We start from the raw sequence: 19,153 nt of genomic DNA, 5'->3' as shown, positions 1-19,153 counted from the left end.
TTCTCAATGAGACCAAACTACTCCAATGGTTACGCAACTGTTACTAATAGTCGAGAGCCACCGGGCATATACCGTCACGCTTGTAGTCATAGATAATTTCCGGAGCAAGTGGCGCCAGTCACAATAATGGGCAATGTTCAGACAAGCCTCCCCCGAAAAAGCCCGAAACTGCCGATGCCTCACGGTCGCTCAACTCAGAATCAAGCACGCGAAAAGAAGTATTCTGTACGGTCCCCGGCCACACTTCCGGCAACAACTCCCCCGGTAGCTGTGGATCCGTCCGCGTCAGCGTCAACCAGTCGAAGTGCAGCTCGACACGCCTGACCAGCGCCTCAACCGACGACAGTGAAGCGGGGACAACGGCCCGCCACTTCTCACCGAACGCCTCATAGTCGGCAGCCAATGCCTCCAAGTCGAACGCGCTGACAAGCATCTCATCAGTCGTCGGCGGCTGCGGCATGCCATAGACGACGATCGGTGAGATCTCGGAATGCTCCGGCCCCAGAATCGCGACCACATCATGTTGCCCAGGAGCAACCCACGGCCCACCGTCAACTTGAGCGAAACCAGCCCACGACAGCCGCGACGCCATCTGATGCCTCAGAGTTCTCTTCGACTCAGGCACCTGGATTCGGACAAAGGTCCAGCGGCCATCCCAATCCTGGGGTTGCCAGCCGGCGAACATCTTCTCCTGGCCCTCACGAAGAATTGCCCGGCCGCGATCGGACAGAGTGTAGAAGGTCTTGCGGCCTTCCTTGTGACGGACGATGAACTTCTTCGCCGCCATCCGCTGCAGCACCGACCGGGCGGCCGACTCCCCCACACCCAGCCTGCCCATAACGAAGACGATCGACGTGCCACTCAGCGGCCTGGGGTCATCGAGCATGTGCAGGCCGGCGAGCGCGAAGAAGAGTGACTGAGGGTGAACCGTCATGGAACTACTTTACGGTCTCCTCCGCACTCAACCACGTTGATATATCGCAATTCGTTGACGTAAACGCATTATTTTGCATAATATCGATGCGAGCCCGGTCAGTGAGGATCGGGCTTCCTCCCCCACAGCACCCGACAACCATTCAAGCCACTTAATCAGCGAGGATCACATGGCTTCCGCGAACTCCACGCCAACGAAATCGACACCGATGCTCAAGCGAGCAGCCGCCTCGGCGTACCTGGGCAGCGTCATCGAGTACTACGACTTCTTCGTCTACTCCGTCTGCGCCGCCCTTGTCTTCAAGGACGTCTTCTTCTCCAACCTCACCCCGGCCGTCGGCACATTGGCCAGCTTGGCCACATTCGCCACCGGCTATCTGGCTCGTCCTCTGGGCGGCATCATCTTCGGCCACTTCGGCGACAAACTCGGCCGCAAACGCATGCTCGTCGTCAGCATGTTCGCCATCGGCATCGCCTCCACAGCGATCGGCCTGCTGCCCACCTACGACCAGGCCGGGCTCATCGCCCCGGTCCTCCTCATCCTCATCCGCGTCATCCAGGGAGTTGCGATCGGCGGCGAATGGGGCGGCGCCATGCTCATGTCCGCAGAGCACGCCACCAAGAACCGCGGCTTCTGGGCCAGCTTCACCAGCGCCGGCGCGCCCACCGGTCAGCTCGTCTCCGCGCTCGTCATCGCCGGCACCCTGGCAGCCATGGGCCCGGATACCTTCATCGCCTGGGGCTGGCGCCTGCCGTTCCTCGCCTCGGTCCTCCTGCTCATCATCGGCGTCATCGTCCGCTCCGCCGTCGACGAATCCCCCGAGTTCCTCGCAACGAAGAAGCGCACACCCAAGCGCGGCATCCCGATCATCGCCACCCTGCGCAAGCAACCCCTCACCCTCGTGCTCGCTGTGGGCGTCGGACTCTCCGCCTTCATGTTCCAGGGGCTGCTCACCACCTACTCCATCGCCTACGGCGTCCAGATCGGCATCGAACGACAGACGATCCTCAATGCTCTGTCCTTCTCCTCCTTCTTCGCCATCTTCGGCATCATCGGCTGGTCCCGCCTCTCCGACACCGTCGGCCGCCGCCCACTCGTCATCGCCGGAGCCGTGTTCATCGCCATCTGGGGCTTCGCACTCTTCCCTATGTTGGAGACGAAGAACGGACTCGTCATCACCATCGGCATGATTGTGGGACAGGGCATCATCCACCCGATGATCTACGGCCCCCTCGCCGGCCTGTATTCGGAGCTCTTCGACACCGAGCACCGCTACACCGGAGCTTCTCTGGGCTACCAGATCGCCGGCATCGGAGCGGGCATCTCCCCCGTCCTCTTCGCCGCGATCATGAGTTCCACCGGTTCAACCTCGACCATCCCGCTCTCGATCATCATCACGATCGTCGCCGCCCTCAGCATCTTCTGCATCTGGCGCCTGGGAGAAACGAAGTCACGGACACTGTCCGAACAGCACTTCGCCGAGACACCAGCAAACACGCACACAACATCGACGAACACGACCCCACCGGCAGCCGTGGAAGGACCAACTCTGTGACCTTCACCCACCCCAGCCTGGCCAAGCTCTCCGAACGCCAGGCCACCGACTACGGCGAGAAGACCGCGATCACCTTCGCCGGCATCGACTACTCCTATACCCAGATGCACGAACGCACCTTGGACTGCGCCGCTGACCTGCACAGCCAGGGCGTTCGGAGAGGTGACCGGGTCGCCTACCTGGGTCCCAACCACCCAGCGACGATCGTCGTTCTGCTGGCCTGCCTGCGCCTGGGTGCAATCTTCATCCCACTCAACTGGCGCCTGGCCCCGGCCGAGCTCGACTACCAGATCACCCTCACCGAGGTGGCCCACCTGTACGTCGCACCCGACATGTCCGAGACAGCAGGGAAACTCAACGCGGACGTCGCCCAGGAAACGGTGCGCTGGGAGGACCCTGCCACCTCGGCGAACTTTCCGGTTGTGCCTGCCGCCGAAGTCACCGGTGACGAACCGGCGTTCCTGCTCTTCACCTCCGGGACGACCGGGCGGCCCAAGGGTGCAGTGCTGACGCATGCGAACCTGCTGTGGAACTCCTTCAACCTCCTCCTCAACACGGACCTCACCGCCGATGACGTCACCCTCGTCGCCGCTCCGCTCTTCCACGTCATCGGCCTCGACCAACAGGTGATGACCAGCTATCTGCGCGGTGCGCGCATGCTCATCGAATCCAAGTGGGACGTTGACCGTGCCTTCGACGCCATCGAACACGAGGGACTGACCTGGATGGCCGGTGTGACGACCATGTTCTCCGACATGCTCCAATCACCGAAGTGGAACACCGCTGACCTCACATCGCTGCGCTTCGTCAATTCCGGTGGTGCCCCGATCCCGGTCTCGCTCATCGAGGCCTTCCAGGCCAAAGACATCATGTTCTGTCAGGGCTACGGACTCACAGAAACCTCCCCAGGTTGCACGTTCCTGCCCGCCGCGAGCGCCTTGGACAAGCCAGGATCGGCGGGACGGGCGGTGCCCTTCACCGAGGTGGAGGTCCGCGATGCCTCAGGGAACGTATGTTCGTCCGGAGTCAAAGGTGAGATCGTCGTTCGCGGACCCAATGTCACCGGCGGCTACTGGAACAACCTGGCCGCAACCGATGCGGCGTTCTCTCCCGGCGGCTGGTTCCACACCGGCGACATCGGCTATCTCGATGCCGATGGGTTCCTCTTCATCGTCGACCGGCTCAAGGATATGTTCATCTCCGGAGGCGAGAACGTCTACCCGGCCGAGGTGGAATCCGCCCTCTTCGACCACCCGGCCGTGGCTGAGGCCGCGGTCGTCGCAGCACCAGATGAACGGTGGGGCGAAGTCGGCCACGCCTTCGTCATCGTGTCTGTTCCTGAGACCGAGTCTGGCTCTGATGCCGGAGCCGAGTCTGCGGCGTCAGCCCCCACTAGCGAAGAACTGCGCGACTTCCTCCTGGCCCGCCTGGCCAAATACAAGGTGCCGAAGTACTTCGACCTCGTCGACGAACTGCCACGCACCGGCTCTGGGAAAGTCCACAAGGTCTCTCTGCGCACCACCGGCGGACTCGGCGCGTACGCCACCACCGGCCCCTCAGACCCCAGCACTGACAACTCAGCACCAGCACCGAAGGACAACGCATGACCGACCTCCCCACCTCACACCTCACCGACGTCTCGGCACAGCCGACCACGGTCGACATCTCCGACACGCTGCACTTCACAGCCGAAGGCAACATCGGAATCCTCACCCTCGACCGCCCTGCCAAACGCAACGCACTCGATGACGCGACGGTGGCCAGCCTCGGCGAGTTCTTCCGCACCCCACCCGAGGTCTCCGCGATCGTCCTCCACTCCACCGGTGATCACTTCTGCGCCGGCCTCGACCTTTCAGAAATGGCCGAACGCGACGCCGTGGCCGGCCTCCACCACTCGCGCGGCTGGCACACGACGATGAACCGGATCACCGAATCGCAGATCCCCGTCGTCGCCGTCCTCCAGGGCGGAGTCATCGGCGGCGGCCTCGAACTCGCCTCCGCCGCGCACCTGCGGGTGGCCGAAGAGACCGCGTACTTCGCTCTGCCCGAAGGCAAGCGCGGACTCTTCGTCGGTGGGGGCGCTTCGGTGCGTGTGCCCAGGCTGATTGGTCTCAGTCGCGTCCAGGACATGATGCTCACCGGCCGCCGCTTCACCGCTGCCGAGGCTGAGGCCATCGGCCTCGTCAACTACCGTGTCGACGCCGGTAAAGGACTAGCCAAGGCACGCGAACTCGCCGCTTCGATCGCCTCGAACTCTCCGGTGACGAACTATGCGATCACCCAGGCGCTGCCCCGCATCGTCGAATCCGGCCGCGACGAGGGCTACATGATGGAGTCCCTCATGGCCACCGTGGCCCAGTCGAGCACCGAGGCCAAGGACCTCATGCGAGCCTTCCTCGACGGCTCCGGCCCCAAAGTCACGAAGTGAGAGGACCCTATATGTCGACAATCATCCGCGAGGTTCCCACTGATGCCCTCGAAACCAGCCGCATCGGTGACTTCCTCAGCTGGGTCACCCAAAGGTTCGGCTACTCGTTCACCGGCTGGGACGGGCTCTACACCTGGTCGATCACCGACGTCGAGGACTTCTGGGAATCCGTCTGGGAGTACTTCGGCATCCAGTCGCACACTCCCTACACCTCGGTGCTCGAGGAACGGGTCATGCCGCACGCTCGCTGGTTCACTGGAGCAACGCTCAACTACGCCGAGCACTCCTTCGGCGCTCCCGATCAGGCCGACGACGTGGCCGTGACCGCGGTGTCCCAGACCCGTGATGACGTCACACTGACATTTGCCGAGCTGAGCACCGAGGTAGCCCGCGTCCGTGCGGGACTCGTGTCATTGGGCGTGAGGAAGGGTGACCGGGTGATCGGGTACCTGCCCAACCAGCCCGAGGCCCTCGTCGCGTTCCTCGCCTCGGCCAGTCTCGGCGCGATCTGGGCCAGCTGCGCTCCCGAGTTCGGCACGCAGTCAGTCATCGACCGCTTCAGCCAGGTCGAACCCACCGTGCTCTTCGCCATCCCCGGATACATGTACGGCAACAAAGCCGTCGATCGCAGCGCCGAACTCGCCGAGGTCCTCGCAGCACTCCCCTCGCTGACCCACCTCGTGTCCCTCGACTACGGGGACTTTACCCTCGATGACGACACCCTCGAACAGTTCACCACCGGATCGGGGCTCAACCACGCGATCGACGTCGTTGACTATGCGGGACTCGGGGCCGCCTCGGCGGGCAGGGACGGTGGAGCCGCCTCGGCGGAGTTGGAATTCGAACCGGTCCCCTTCGACCATCCGCTGTTCATCCTCTTCTCTTCGGGCACGACGGGCAAGCCGAAGGCCATCGTGCATAGCCATGGCGGCATCCTGCTCGAGACCGTGAAGAATCACGGGCTGCACTTCGATCTGGGCCCGGGCAGCCAGTTCTGCTGGTTCTCCACGACCGCGTGGATGATGTGGAATGCCCTCGTCGGTGGGTTGGTCGTGGGATCCGCAATCGTCATGATCGACGGCAATCCGAACTACCCCGATCCCAAGGAACTCTGGCGCATCGCCGCGAACACGAAGGCCACTCTCATGGGTGTGGCGCCCGGGGCGATCATGTCCGCACGCAAGGCGGGGTTTAACCCCACTGAGGAGTTCGACCTGTCCACCATCTCGCAGTTCGGAGCTGCCGGCGCACCTCTGCCAGCTGAGGGCTACGAATGGGTCATGGACCAATTCGGCCAGTCGGTGCTGCTCAACGTCGGCTGCGGCGGCACCGATGTGTGCACCGGCATCCTCCAAGCCTCTCCGCTGACCCCCGTGTACTCCGGTGAGATGTCGGGAATCTCGCTGGGATTCGCCGCCACGGCCTTCGACGCATCCGGCAATGAGGTCATCGATGATCTGGGCGAACTCGTTATCACCGCGCCGACACCGTCCATGCCCGTGACCTTCTGGGGTCCCGACGGTGATGCCCGCTACGATGCTGCGTACTTCGACAAATACCCCGGCATCTGGCGCCACGGCGACTGGGCGAAGTTCACCACCGGCGGCGGGGTCGTCGTCACCGGACGCTCCGACGCCACCCTCAACCGGGGCGGGGTGCGGCTGGGCACCGCGGACTTCTATTCCGTGCTCGACACCCTCGCCGAGGTGGCCGATGCCCTCGTCATCCACCGCGAAGACCCCGATGGTGGGATGGGCGAACTCGTCCTCTTCGTCCAATGTGAGCCCGGGGTGTCGTTCACGTCTGAACTCTCGGGGCGGATTTCGCGTGAGCTGAAGACGCGGCTCTCGCCTCGTCACGCCCCCGACGAGGTGGTCCCGGTGGCCCGGATCCCGCTGGGTCGGACTGGTAAGAAGCTCGAAGTCCCAGTCAAGCGCATCGTTCAAGGCGCGACCGCCGATTCGGTGGCAAGCGCTGGGGCTCTGCAGGACCCACGCTCACTCGATGAGTATGTGGAGTATGCGCAATCGCGGAAGGCGAAGGTGAACGCATGAGCACACAGCCGATTAACGTGGCGATCATCGGCACCGGTGTCATCGGGGCCGCATGGGCGACCGGGTTTCTGAGTGCGGGACACAGGGTCACGGCGTTCGACCCGGCCGAAGGAGCGGAGGAACGGCTGCGTGAGCAGGTGACCAACTGTGTTGAGGATGCCGGTTCGGGCAGTGCCGCCTCACTGCTGGAGTACCTCACCTTCGCGCCCAGCCTCGCCGAGGCGGTAGCCGGTGCTGACTTCGTGCAGGAGAACGGGCCCGAGCGTCTCGAGGTCAAGCAGTCGATGCTCGCCGAGATCGATGCCGCAGCGCACGAGTCTGCGATCATCGCCTCTTCCACTTCCGGGTTCTCCCCCAGCCAATTGAACGCACAGGCGACGAAGGCACCGGGACGCATCGTCGTCGGCCATCCGTTCAACCCGGCCCACTTGGTCCCCCTCGTCGAGGTCGTCCCGTCCCCCGATACTTTGGCCGAGGTCGTCGATCGTGCGCTGACCGTCTATGAGGCGATCGGGAAGAAGCCGATCCTCGTGCGTGCAGAGCTCCCCGGCCATGTGGCCAACCGTCTCCAGGCCGCCATGTGGCAGGAAGCGTACTCACTCGTCGATCGTGGAGTCGTCTCTGTGGCCGACATCGACATCGCGATCTCCTACGGGCCCGGTCTGCGCTGGGCCATCCTCGGGCCGCTCGCGCAGCAGTCCCTGTCCGGTGGTTCCGGCGGAATGCGGCACGTGCTCGACCATCTGGGGCCACCCCAGGAGGTGTGGATGCGTGATCTGGGTCAGGTCCACCTCGGCGAGGATCTCAAGGAGAAGCTCATCTCCGGCGTGGAGGAGGAACTTCAGGGTCGTGACCCGGCAGTGCTGGCGAAGCAACGCGACGACATGCTCCTCGAACTCATCGCCCTCAAACGCAAGTACGGTGAGCTGCCGTGACCTGCCGCATCACAATCATCAGCATCGAAGGACACTCATGATCTACCAGCCCAACATCGACCTCTCAAAGATCACCGCAATCGACGTGCACACCCATGTCGAGGCCGACGACCACCAGCACACGTCACTCGATCAAGAACTCCTCGACGCCTCGGCGGGTTACTTCAAAGCACCGGTCCCCCGCACGCCCACCGTCGATGACCTCGCCGCCTACTACCGGGAACGCAACATGGCCGCGGTGATCTTCACCGTCGATGCCAGGACAGCCCTGGGCGGGCATCCCCCTGTGTCGTCCGAGACGATCGCCCAGAAGGCCGCTCAGCACAACGACGTCCTCATCCCCTTCGGATCCGTCGATCCTCATAACGTCGCCGAGGCGGTCGCCCGGGTCCAGGACCTGGCCGTGAACTACGGGGTCAGGGGCATGAAATTTCACCCGAGTCTGCAGGGCTTCGACCCCAGCGAACGCAAGTACTACCCGATCTACGAAGCCTGCGCCGAGCACGGACTCGTCGCACTGTTCCACACCGGCCAGACGGGCATAGGCGCCGGACTGCCCGGTGGCCGCGGCATCAAACTCCGATACTCGGACCCGATGCTACTCGACGATGTGGCCGCTGATCTGCCGGAACTGACGATGATCTTCGCCCACCCCTCGGTTCCCTGGGCCGATGCCTCGATCTCGATCGCCACCCACAAAGCCAACGTCTACATCGACCTCTCCGGCTGGTCACCGAAGTACTTCCCACCACAGCTGACCCGCGCCATCGGATCCATGCTCAAGACTAAGACGCTCTTCGGCTCCGACTTCCCTCTCATCACCCCAGAGCGCTGGATCAACGACTTCGAAGGTCTGGGCATCAAAGAAGAAACCGTGCCGCTGATCATGAAAGACAACGCAGTGCGGGTGCTGGGGTTGTGAGGAGCAAGGATGCGTGCCTTGTCGGCAGCTGATGCAAAAGCATCTACAAGTGAATCCTGTGATTCGAGTGCGCGCCGACCGTCCATGCAATAGCGTGAGATTATGCCCTCACAGCCACCTGAGCCACCGATCGATACGGCCGGTTTTCTTGCCGAGCTCTCCGAACTCCTTGCTGACCCGAGTCCCGTCCCTCTGCTGATGGCCGCAAGTGCCATGGGGTACACCGCCAATGTCGACGAGGACGAAGTGTCATCACCGGTCTCGATGCCGCCCAAGGTCGAGTCGGACCCGGTCTCGGAGGCGTTCCTTGCTCTCACCTCGGCGATGATGGACTCAGCCGCTCCAGAGACCGATGCGCTCCTGCTCATCTGGGCCGCCATGTTCGACGACTCCCTGCTGCGACGACGTATCCACCATGCCGTCGACCCTCGGTCCGGATCGTTGCCCAATTGGGTGCGCAACCTTGACTCGACATCGCCCGTCGCAGCGTTCTCACTGCGCCACGAACTTGGGCATGAAGAGACCTTGTTCGTCGAATTCTCGCTCTCGGGAATGCCGGTGACGATGGCTGTCGCTGTGACTCGTCTGGGTATTCCCTATCTCGAGGACTGCTATCCGACGGAAGATACTGTCGACGATATCCGGCGGTTCACAGCCGACGATCCGCAGATGCCGACCCATCAGATCACACTGTCACCGGCAGATGCGCGCGCCCGGATCGAAGAATTCGTCGAGCATGGCGACCACATGATGCCGCCCACGGAAACCGACACCTGGCCCTCCGTCCGGCTGCTCCTGTCCTGGATGCTGCGACTCCTACCCGATGGGGGTGACATCGAACAGCCACACGAGTGGACCGCGGAAGAGATCCGCGCACTTGTCACTGATTTCCTGGCCTCGCCCTGGGCTCAAGACAGCCGATCCGATACCGCGATGCACGCAGAGCGACTCTTCAACTTTCAGGTCACACACGTAGCCGGTGAACCTCTGAAATGGGGCGCGACTGCCGCACTGATGATGGAGGATCTCTACCCGCGCAAGGTCCTCTTTGATGACAAGCACATGCTCAGCATGCCCGCGGTTCTCGCTGAAGTCGTTCAGTTCGCCAACGAACGCTCTGGCACCTCGCCGGAATTCACGAGTTCAGCACTCGAAGCGATCAATGACGCACTCTCCGAGTACCAACGCCGTGTAACCCAAGGTCCAAGCCCCTCTGGATCATCGGCCGCTGGAATAGCAGAGGTTTTGGGCTTGCCACCGGATATCGAAATTCCACAAGAGCTGATCGAACAGTTCGAGGCCATGGGCCTGGGTCCAGACCCCACCGAAGCATTCGATCCGCTGACAATCAGTCCAGAGGGCGCCGAAGCCTGGCGGGAGGAGCTTCGCCAACGGGTCGGCGGTGAGGATAATCTCGCCTCACTCGATGAAGAGCCGCTGCCCACCGAAGACTTCAACACCGATGGCATCAGCCCGAAGATTCTCCCCCAGGTCCAGGCGTTGGCTGCCGACCTATCCACCTTCGCCGATGCCCACTTCCACGACCCGGAGATGACGACCGCCGTGCTGCGAACGCTGAACCTCACGGCCCGGACGAACCCTGGCGCCTTTCGCCGAGGCTTCACTCACCCGCCAGCGATCGCCGCACTGTGTTGGATCGCAGGAAAGAACAACCGATGGTTCATCGCCCAATTTCGTCAGCGCACGATCCAGACCATGACGATTGCCGCTGGGGCGACCACAGAACCGACTGCGCGAGCGAAATCGATGCTCAAGAACGTCGCCTATGCATTCCATGGGCAGGAACTCGACCTCGCCGACCCTGCCCTGCTGAATTCACTCGAGCGAGCAGAGATCATTGCGATGCGTGATGCTATCGCTGAGTGAGACGGGTTCCCACAACAAGCCGAACCGCTCGGACCCTCTGAATACTCTGTGTTCCGGTGCGCACACCGCTCCCATCTCTATGCCGCCGCCTCAACCGGCGCGTAGACTCGGCCCTACTTTCCAGCTTTCCAGCCAATCGCGAAGGGTGATGATCGTGCCGATCGAAGACGGAATCCGCAAAGCCACCAAGAACCTCGACGAAGCCGCCGAAGCCGCACCGACTTCCCAGGTCGTTCATGCCACCGACGATGACGAGACGAACGACAACACCGAGGCCAGCACTCCCGACGAGGAACGCACTCGCGACACAGCCGCCCAAAAAGACGAGTCCGACGACTGAACGACTGCAGTGACCTCAGAGCTGGATCCCTCTAGTCAACGCATCGTCGATCAGCAGGTTCGCCCCAGACGTCCGACTCGACAGCGGACTCGACAAGAACACGACACTCGCAGCCGTCTCCTGCGGTGTTCCCATGCGTCCTGTGGGGTTCAGGCTCATCGCCTGTGCGAACAGCTCGGGGTCGGATGAACGCCCGATACCACGTGTACCCCCGGTGACCATTACTGTCTTCCCGCTGATCTTCAGGTCCATGACGGAACTCTTTATCCTCGATGCTCTCTGGAACTAGGACAAGGAACGTGCACGATCACGCAGGTCCGCGTGGATCCCGTCGAAGGCACTGCGCGTGGGCAGGAGGGACTTCGCAATCTTCGTCACGACGCTGTAGTTGGTGTCGACCACATTGGCGCCGGGGACTAGGGAGATCTGGGTGAGCAGCTGATAGGCGTCCATGGTCTCCAGTCCGTAGAGCTCGCCGAGCCAGCGGATCATTTCGACTTGGGAGATCCTCCACGAGTCCTCCATCGGCTTGGAGGACCCGACCACCATCCAATGGCCGTCGTTCTCCAGCCGCGGCCACGCCGGACCGCCGCCTTTGATGAGGTCGACGACGATCGTCGAGTTCATCGCACCCTCGACCGCCGTGCCGCACGCTTCCCCCTCACCCTGGCGGTAGTGACCGTCGCCGATGGAGAACATGGTGCCGTCGACGTTGACTCCGAAATAGGCTGTCGTACCGACCTTCATCTCCGGTGTGTCCATGTTTCCTCCGTAGCGTTCGGGTGTCAGTGAGGAATGCACCTCGCCTCCGGCAGGCGCCACGCCGACGGTGCCGAGCATGGGTTCGAGAGGCAGCGCCAGTTCGAAGTCGCCCTTGCGCGTCTGAAATCCCACCGTCTGTGCGGCGGAATCGATCTCGTATATCCAGACTCCTTCCGGCAAAGGATCGTGCAGGAGGCTGGTTCTGTCCGTCGCCGTCAGTCCGCCGAAGAACGGGATCATCGCCGAGGCTCCCCAACTGCGTGCAGGAGTGAGTTCGACAATGTGGATGACCAGGGTGTCCCCCGGTTCGGCTCCTTCGACGTAGAAGGGTCCCGTCTGCGGGTTGAGATACCGTGGATCAAGCTTTTCGCTCGGAATGTCAGCGACAGAGGTGATCGCATTGTTGAAGGCGTCCTCGGACCACAGGCGCAAGGCTGTGCCGGGTGTGATCGTGGCTGCCGGTTGGGATCTGCCAAAGGTGTAGACGAATTGATTGCGCTCTGGAACAAAGTCAACGACGTCCATACTTGATGCTCCGTGAGCTATGTCATAACACCAATAGTATTCAGCGCCAAGATGCGCCGGTGGTTCAACTCCCATTATCCAACCGTTTCCACTTGGACACCGAGAACCGACTAAACTCGCCCTTGATGGTTGTCGATTCACGCATGGCGCCTGATGGTCAGACCGGCCTTCCCACCGATCATGACCGAGTACAGGCGAAGAGTAAGGGATGGCTTACTCGGGCAACCTCAATTTGGGTGCTGGCACTCGGATTCGTCGTGTTGACCATCTTCGCCATGGGGCCCTTACGAGTCTGGGACTACCAACTCAATCGTCGCTGGCTCTACCTCTTCAACCCTGATCTGGTGTGGTTCACGCAGAATATTCTCGACAGCATCGCCGGGCAGGCAGTCTGTATGCCCGTGCTGGCGATTGTTGCGATTGTGCTCGCGCGCAGAAGGCAGTCCTGGCGCCCTATCGGATTCGCTCTGGCGACCGAGGCGGCCTTCTTCATCGGCATCGGGGGGCTGAAGGTTCTGCTGGCCCGGCCAGCGACAACTTTGCATGATCCGAGATTCTTCCAAGGAGGTCTGCTCGAGTTCGGTGATCGTGGGATCAGTTTTCCCTCCGGTCACTCCGCCGAGGCGGTGCTCATCTACGGTGCCGCCGTCTACCTCATCGCCCACTACAGTGGCGCATCCCGACGGCTCGTCCATATTCTGTGCTGGGTCGTGGTCGCGATCAGCGTGAACTCCGTGGCGGTCTCATTCCTCCTCGGTTGGCACTGGGCCACAGATCTCCTCGGTGGCCTCATTGCGGGCGGCCTGTTCCTGCGCATCCTGGTGCAGTGCGACAGACAGACGCGCTACCGGTGGGCTCGTATGGACAATTTCACCGCAACATCTTCGTGAATCTTCGCAGCTCGGCTTGATTCCGCCACGGTGGCGAACTCAAATTATTGTGCGGTCTGCGCATTTTTTCGTTCAAGCCTCTTGCTGAGTTTCAGGCCCCGCTGGGCCCATTCGATCTCGCTGCGGGCTCGGGCGGCCAGACCTTCGTAGGCGAACTTCTTATACGCGATGGTGACTTCACGGTCTTCATCTGCCGTGACTGCCAGACGACGATTGAGCATCGGAGATTCGAGAGCTTCAATGGTGGCGATCTCGTCCTCCCAGACCTTGAGCTCGCTCGTCCAGTGAGCTATGTGCTCGTGGAGGAACGTAAAGACGGCGTCCTGGTCAGCCGACTCGAGGTATGCGGCCCTCAAATGAGCGGCGTCGCGTGTGCGCTGGTACTTCAACGGACCGTGCATCCAGTCGATGAAGGCCTGCTCCCCCGCCTCGGTGACATGATAGACACGGCGCATTCCAGCAGATCCGCGAGTCTGCTCCTCAGCGATGATGAGTTCTTCTTTCGCCATCTTCCGCAGCTCGGGATAGATCTGCGAATCCGGGGCATGCCACACGTGACCAACGGATTGGGAGAACTGCTTCTGCAGCTCGTAGCCGGACATCGGGCCGATGCGCAGCAACGCCAGGAGAGCGCTTCGGAGACTCATCGTGGTTCCTATTCTGTGAATCAACGAGGGGGTCCAGGCCTACTGCCCGAACCCCCTCAGACTACAACTCTCAGGCGTCTTGGCCGGTGCGCCACCCGCCACGGTAGGTCTGACGTGCAACCGTCGAATACGGAACGGGGCTCACTACGACACCGACCTCTGTCTGCTCGTGCTTCTCCACCGATGCCTTCGATGTACCGCCATCGGGCTCGCCCCAGACGACCTTGAGCTCAGCTCCCTCGGGAACGTCGGGATTGACCGTGGCCAAGGACAGACCTCGGCGCTCATTGGCCGAGTACCCCGTGAACATCGAGAAGCCGACGACATTGCCATCGGCATCGACGACCGAGTCATAGTTCGCCGAACCGTAGTTGGCCAAGGGCAGGTCGAAGTACTTGTAATTCGGTCCATCGACATTGAGCGGAGAGGCCAGCACTTCACCCAGATCATCGGCATCCCAGGCCAGAGTCACCTTCTTACGCTGAGCTGCCGGATCCATGGCTTCCAAGGCACTGCGGCCGATGAAGTCGTGGTCGAACTTCACGAACGACCCATAGCCGAGCTCCCATGGGGTCAGGTAATAGTCCTCGATGTTGTCGGAGACGAACGATCCGGCCAGGGTGCCGGTGGCTTCGTAGCTGTCGGCGCCGAGCCATTCGCGGTAGCCGCGCTCGGCCTCTCCGGAGTAGATGGCCGGCAGCGGCGAGGGGATCCAACCCGACTCCAGGGTGTTCGACGGGTAGGCCCGCGCGCCGACGGGCAGCAGACCGAACTCGGCACCCGCCTCGACGATGGCATCTCGGATCACGTCGTGATCCTCGTAGGGCCCCCAGATCTCGAGGCCGGGGGCACCGGCCATGCCGTGGCGCAGGGTGCGAACCTGTTTGCCGGCGATGGTCATGGTCGACATGTTGAAGAATTTCAGCTTCTCCAGCTCACCGCCGTTGAGCTTTTCGATGATCGCCCAGGCGTTGGGGCCCTGGATCTGGAAGCGGTAGTAGCGGCGGCTGACGGCGTGACCGTATGGCCGTGATGGGGACCTGCGGTCGACCTCGATGTCGAGGTTCGAGTAGCCGCCGGTCTCACCGTGATAGAGCAGCCAGTTCGACGCGGGTGAGCGTCCCACGTACACGTACTCGTCTTCGGCCTCGTGGAAGAGGATGCCGTCGCCGATGACGTGGCCGGATTCGGTGGTGGGCACGTACTGCTTGGCCTTGTTCACGGCGAACTTGGCGACCGAGTTGATCGCGGTGTCGGAGATCAGCTTGATGGCATCGGGGCCTTTGAGGAACACGTTGTCCATGTGGTGCGACTGATCGTAGAGGACAGCGGTCTCACGCCATGCCCTCTGTTCCTTGATCCAGTTGGTGAAGTCAGCGGGGACGACCGGATAGATGTACGAGCCGATCTGCGAATTGCGCAGATGGTCGACGGCATTGGTCGAATCGAGGATCTGCTGGAGATTGTCGGTCATGGTCGATGAACCTCTCTGTTCTTATCTCTATGTGTGACTGGTGTTCAGGCCTGTGCGGTGAAATCTTGGACCCATTCGGCTGTGGCCGCGAGTCCGCCGAAGGTGTAGAAGTGGGCCTTGACCCCTGAGGACGCCGAGGTGATGGATTCGTAAGAGGTCAGATCCTTGAGGAATCGCTCCGGTCCGGCAGTGCCGATCAGATTCGTCAGCGAGAACCCGTACTTCTTCGCGATTCCCGCACTGGTGCCCACACCGAAGCGGCGGGCATAGCCCAGGAGTCGCTTGATGCCTGCGGGACCAGGCGTGCCGATGCGAAGGTCAGCCTCGATGCCGCGGTCGCGCACTTCATGGACCCACGCCACGACTGCTTCGGCGTCGAAGGCGAACTGGGTGAGGACGACTTGGCCCAGCCCCTGTTCTGCCAGGGACGCGCTCTTGGCCTCCATATGTTCCCAAAGGGTCGCCGTGCTGATATCTGGGTGGCCCTCGGGGTAACCCGCGATTCCCACCTCAGTCACTCCGTATTCCTGCAGGATGCCGGTGCGAATGACCGAGAGCGAATCGGAATAGGGGCCCTCGGGGGCTGCCGGGTCTCCCCCGACGACGAATACATGCTCGCTGGCTCCGGCCTGCTGCAGAGCCTCGAGGAACTCACGCAGCTCAGTCTCTGACTTCAGCCTGCGGGCCGAGATATGAGGAACGGGAACGAACCCGAGTTCGAGGACTTCTTTGGCGGCCTCGACACGCATCTGAAGATTCTCGTTGCCGAGGAACGTGACGTTGACGCGCGTTCCCGGCGGAATCGCATAGGCGGCCCGCTGCAGGCTGGGAACGTCTTTGCCGGTCATCTCCAAGGAGAAGTCGTCCAGCACCTTGGTAGCGATCGTTGCCTCCACGTGGCGATTCCTTTCGTGAACACTGCGGTGGGTTCTTGAAATCACTATACGCATAGGTATTTACCTATGTCCATAGGTAAATGATCTCCCGCAGGTGGCACCTGGGTGCAATGAGCACAATCGGCAATGCACAAGCATTGCCCGAGCCTGAAGCCACTGATAATGTGCTGAGCGTCACGCTTTCCCTATCATCATAGGTATCTCGCAATGATGCGGGTGCTTATCTCACCTCAGAATCGGAGTATGCGGTGGACCTGCGCGAACGACTCAACACCTCTCGAATGTCGGCCTATCAATGGCTGATCGTCGGCATCTGCACCTTCCTCAACGCCCTTGACGGCTATGACGTCCTTGCCATCTCCTTCTCCTCGAACCAGGTCAGCGAGGAGTTCTCCCTCTCGGGGACGGCGCTCGGACTGGTGATGAGCGCGGCGCTGCTCGGCATGGCGATCGGCGCCCTGGTCCTGGGCCCGGTTGCGGACCGGATCGGGCGACGGAACATGACCATTGTGGCTCTCATCGTCAATATCTGCGGCCTCTTCCTCTCCGCCACAGCCACCTCGGCGGCTCAGCTGGGCATCTGGCGCGTCGTCACAGGACTGGGTGTGGGCGGCATTCTGGTGGGCACCAATGTCATCTGCGCGGAGTACGCCTCCCGCAAGCGCCGCGGCCTGGTCATCAGCATCTACACCGCCGGCTACGGCATCGGTGCAGCACTCGGCGGATCGGTGATGGTCTCGCTCATCGCCACCTCAGGCTGGCGCTCGGTCTTCGTCCTCGGCGGATGCCTCGCCACGGCGTCCCTCCTTCTCGTCCTGCTGCTGGTCCCCGAATCGCCGTCCTATCTCTACAACCGGAAACCGGCGACCGCGCAGAAGAAGCTCGACGTCATTGCCCGGAAGCTGGGCTTCACCGACACGGTTGATCTCTCTGCCACGAGCATCGCCGAGGAGAACGCGACGAGCGACTCAGGTGTCCTGGCTCTGTTCAACCGTCGCAACCGCCGGGTCACATTCGTCGTCTGGGCAACGTTCTTCATCGTGATGTTCGGCTTCTACTTCGTCAACTCGTGGACCCCGCGACTCATGCACGAAACCGGGCTCACCGACACCTTGTCAATGATCGTCACTGTGGGATTGACCTTGGGCGGGGCCATCGGCTCTGTCGCCTTCGGGCTGTTCACCTCCCGCTGGTCGACCCGGTCGGTGCTGACATGCTTCTCAGTGCTGGCCGCGATCCTGATGGCGGTGTTCATCTTCACCGCGCAGTGGATCGTTCTGGTCGTCATCGTCGGCGTCCTGGTCGGCATGTTCAGCAACGGCTGCATTGCCGGCCTCTACGTTCTCACCCCGCAGTCCTACTCGTCTTCACTGCGTTCGACCGGTGTGGGTTGGGGAATCGGAATCGGTCGCTTCGGCGCGATCATCGCCCCGACAGCCACCGGTGCGATGCTCGACGGCGGATGGACTCCGCAGGCGATCTACGTCTTCGTCGGCGTGGTGCTTCTGCTGGCGGCAGTCGTGCTTCTGGGCATGCGCGGAGTCGATGTCGAGGCCAACCGTCGCCCGGACGTCAGAGAAGCTGCAGGAGTATGACGGCCAGGTCATAGGCCCGATGTCTGTGGCACTGGATGGTGCGAGCGGAGTTGGCAGGTGTCAGCGGACCTGGAAGATGTCGATGCGCACGCCGTTGGGGCTGCGCACTCCGGAGCCGATGAACAGGACGTCGCTGAGCCAGGCATACGGGCCCGACTGGTCGACGCTCAGTCGCGGTAGGCAGCGGAAATAGATTCGCTCGGGGTCGACCTGTTCGCCATTCATCAACTTGTTCAGATCGCTGCTGCTGCCGGTGCGCAGTGCCCGATTCTCGACGAGGATGTGGTGCCCGTCATCGGTCTTGAGTACATAGTCTGCGGCAAGGTAGGCCACGGTCTCACTGGGGTATTGCTGGAAGTCGGCACCGGCGTCAAGCACCTCTCCGCGCAGTCCCGGGCCTGAGACTTTTCCGCCGCGGATCGGGACGACCTTGCGCAACCCGTCGACCGTAGTGCCGATGGCGATCGGTGCGTCCACATCAACGTCGATGGTGGCCAAGTAGGACAATTCCGGTGGGGTGACCCCGCTTGCGATTCCGGCACCTTGAGGCCCTGGTGCTTGTGGCAATGTCCTGCTTCCTTTCTGTGATCACCGCCGAGGTTGCCCCTCGGTGATCGGCGTCGTGTCGTCCGCGCTCAACGTCGGTCGAATCGCTGTCCGGAAGGGTTGCTCGACAGTAAGGAGAGGACGAAGAGAATGAGCGGACCGAAGAAGGGCACGAGGCCGATGAGTATGACCCACCCGCTCAGGCTCACGTCGTGGAGTCTGCGCACGCCGAGAGCGATGTTGGGAAGGATAGTCGCAAGGAAATACAGGAACAGCAGTGAGCTGATCAGTCCCGCACCGAACGTGGTTTCGTCGCTGACGTCGCCGTAGGCGTTCGTTCCAGCGGTTGCCACTTGGATCACACCGGCGAGGGCACCGCCGACACCGTAGATGACAAGGCTGAGCAGGCCGACCCACCAGTACTCACTGCGACTGGCTCGCCCTGAGAACACAGCGTACTTGCGGAAGTAGCGACCTATTGCGGCACCCGGCGTTGCCCCCAGAATCGGCGCGTCGGTGTTGCGTGTGGTCGTCTTGCCAGTGCTCTCATCATGCGTGCCCGGGTTATTCGTGAGCATGGGGTCGTGGGTCATGCATTCAGAATACTCAAACACGATTGTGGCAGTGACGATGACCGAGGCGCGGATGTCGAAGAAGGTGACCACCACGCTGGACATGCTCAGCCAAGTCAAACAGCGAGTCCCAACTGCACAACACGGCTCACTGCCCCGACGAACCGATGTCTCGATCTGTCGGGGCAGTG

The 19,153-nt window shown here is 62.1% G+C and carries 18 protein-coding genes; 10 read left to right on the top strand and 8 right to left on the bottom strand.

Features of this window, described 5'->3' with window-relative positions; genetic code table 11:
• Positions 1-118: 118 nt before the first annotated feature.
• On the bottom strand, positions 119-934 hold the full coding sequence (locus HX613_RS03760; RefSeq protein WP_235344143.1) for a PaaX family transcriptional regulator: 816 nt from the start codon (positions 932-934) through the stop codon (positions 119-121).
• Between the two features lie 169 nt (positions 935-1,103).
• Here HX613_RS03760 and HX613_RS03755 point away from each other — a divergent pair, with 169 nt between their 5' ends.
• The 8 genes from HX613_RS03755 to HX613_RS03720 all read left to right on the top strand — a co-directional run bounded on the left by HX613_RS03755 (position 1,104) and on the right by HX613_RS03720 (position 11,055).
• Positions 1,104-2,489: an MFS transporter gene (locus tag HX613_RS03755; RefSeq protein WP_235344142.1), complete on the top strand. Its 1,386-nt coding sequence runs from the start codon at positions 1,104-1,106 to the stop codon at positions 2,487-2,489.
• A complete protein-coding gene (locus HX613_RS03750; protein WP_235344141.1) occupies positions 2,486-4,096 on the top strand; it encodes an acyl-CoA synthetase in 1,611 nt (536 codons plus the stop codon). The genes HX613_RS03755 and HX613_RS03750 overlap by 4 nt, the downstream gene beginning before the upstream one ends.
• Positions 4,093-4,917, top strand: coding sequence for a crotonase/enoyl-CoA hydratase family protein (locus HX613_RS03745; RefSeq protein WP_235344140.1), 825 nt, complete (start codon positions 4,093-4,095; stop codon positions 4,915-4,917). Before HX613_RS03750 ends, HX613_RS03745 begins: the two co-directional genes overlap by 4 nt.
• A gap of 11 nt (positions 4,918-4,928) precedes the next feature.
• The gene (locus HX613_RS03740) at positions 4,929-6,971 is read left to right on the top strand and encodes an acetoacetate--CoA ligase (protein ID WP_235344139.1); all 2,043 of its coding nucleotides are present in this window, start codon (positions 4,929-4,931) and stop codon (positions 6,969-6,971) included.
• A complete protein-coding gene (locus HX613_RS03735) occupies positions 6,968-7,906 on the top strand; it encodes a 3-hydroxyacyl-CoA dehydrogenase NAD-binding domain-containing protein (protein ID WP_235344138.1) in 939 nt (312 codons plus the stop codon). Before HX613_RS03740 ends, HX613_RS03735 begins: the two co-directional genes overlap by 4 nt.
• A gap of 37 nt (positions 7,907-7,943) precedes the next feature.
• Positions 7,944-8,828 carry an amidohydrolase family protein gene (locus HX613_RS03730; protein WP_235344137.1) on the top strand — a complete coding sequence of 295 codons (885 nt, stop codon included), beginning with the start codon at positions 7,944-7,946 and terminating at the stop codon, positions 8,826-8,828.
• 102 nt (positions 8,829-8,930) lie between these two features.
• Complete coding sequence (locus HX613_RS03725; protein ID WP_235344136.1) at positions 8,931-10,715, top strand: hypothetical protein; 1,785 nt, start codon at positions 8,931-8,933, stop codon at positions 10,713-10,715.
• Positions 10,716-10,869: 154 nt separating this feature from the next.
• On the top strand, positions 10,870-11,055 hold the full coding sequence (locus HX613_RS03720) for a hypothetical protein (RefSeq protein ID WP_235344135.1): 186 nt from the start codon (positions 10,870-10,872) through the stop codon (positions 11,053-11,055).
• A gap of 15 nt (positions 11,056-11,070) precedes the next feature.
• On the opposite strand, the gene HX613_RS03715 is transcribed toward HX613_RS03720, so the two are convergent.
• Complete coding sequence (locus HX613_RS03715) at positions 11,071-11,307, bottom strand: SDR family oxidoreductase (protein WP_235344134.1); 237 nt, start codon at positions 11,305-11,307, stop codon at positions 11,071-11,073.
• Positions 11,308-11,340: 33 nt separating this feature from the next.
• Complete coding sequence (locus tag HX613_RS03710) at positions 11,341-12,342, bottom strand: acetamidase/formamidase family protein (protein ID WP_235344133.1); 1,002 nt, start codon at positions 12,340-12,342, stop codon at positions 11,341-11,343.
• Positions 12,343-12,467: 125 nt separating this feature from the next.
• Here HX613_RS03710 and HX613_RS03705 point away from each other — a divergent pair, with 125 nt between their 5' ends.
• On the top strand, positions 12,468-13,232 hold the full coding sequence (locus tag HX613_RS03705; RefSeq protein ID WP_235344132.1) for a phosphatase PAP2 family protein: 765 nt from the start codon (positions 12,468-12,470) through the stop codon (positions 13,230-13,232).
• Positions 13,233-13,276: 44 nt separating this feature from the next.
• On the opposite strand, the gene HX613_RS03700 is transcribed toward HX613_RS03705, so the two are convergent.
• From HX613_RS03700 to HX613_RS03690, 3 genes are all read right to left on the bottom strand, one after another.
• The gene (locus HX613_RS03700; protein WP_235344131.1) at positions 13,277-13,879 is read right to left on the bottom strand and encodes a PadR family transcriptional regulator; all 603 of its coding nucleotides are present in this window, start codon (positions 13,877-13,879) and stop codon (positions 13,277-13,279) included.
• A 70-nt stretch (positions 13,880-13,949) separates the two neighbouring features.
• A complete protein-coding gene (ligM, locus tag HX613_RS03695; protein ID WP_235344130.1) occupies positions 13,950-15,353 on the bottom strand; it encodes a vanillate/3-O-methylgallate O-demethylase in 1,404 nt (467 codons plus the stop codon).
• 44 nt (positions 15,354-15,397) lie between these two features.
• Positions 15,398-16,249 (bottom strand): methylenetetrahydrofolate reductase, encoded by an 852-nt coding sequence (locus HX613_RS03690; protein WP_235344129.1) that lies wholly within the window; start codon positions 16,247-16,249, stop codon positions 15,398-15,400.
• 248 nt (positions 16,250-16,497) lie between these two features.
• On the opposite strand from HX613_RS03690, the gene HX613_RS03685 reads away from it, so the two are divergent.
• A complete protein-coding gene (locus HX613_RS03685; protein WP_235344128.1) occupies positions 16,498-17,844 on the top strand; it encodes an MFS transporter in 1,347 nt (448 codons plus the stop codon).
• A gap of 60 nt (positions 17,845-17,904) precedes the next feature.
• Here HX613_RS03685 and HX613_RS03680 read toward each other — a convergent pair whose 3' ends face one another.
• Both HX613_RS03680 and HX613_RS03675 read right to left on the bottom strand, forming a co-directional pair.
• Positions 17,905-18,411 (bottom strand): DUF3237 domain-containing protein, encoded by a 507-nt coding sequence (locus HX613_RS03680; protein ID WP_235344127.1) that lies wholly within the window; start codon positions 18,409-18,411, stop codon positions 17,905-17,907.
• Positions 18,412-18,479: 68 nt separating this feature from the next.
• On the bottom strand, positions 18,480-18,983 hold the full coding sequence (locus HX613_RS03675; RefSeq protein WP_235344126.1) for a DUF805 domain-containing protein: 504 nt from the start codon (positions 18,981-18,983) through the stop codon (positions 18,480-18,482).
• Positions 18,984-19,153 lie beyond the last annotated feature (170 nt).

Source organism: Brevibacterium sp. UCMA 11754, assembly GCF_021532275.1.
GTDB lineage: Bacteria > Actinomycetota > Actinomycetes > Actinomycetales > Brevibacteriaceae > Brevibacterium.
Note: the sequence above shows the minus strand (reverse complement) of the source record. Positions and strands in the feature narration are given on the sequence as shown.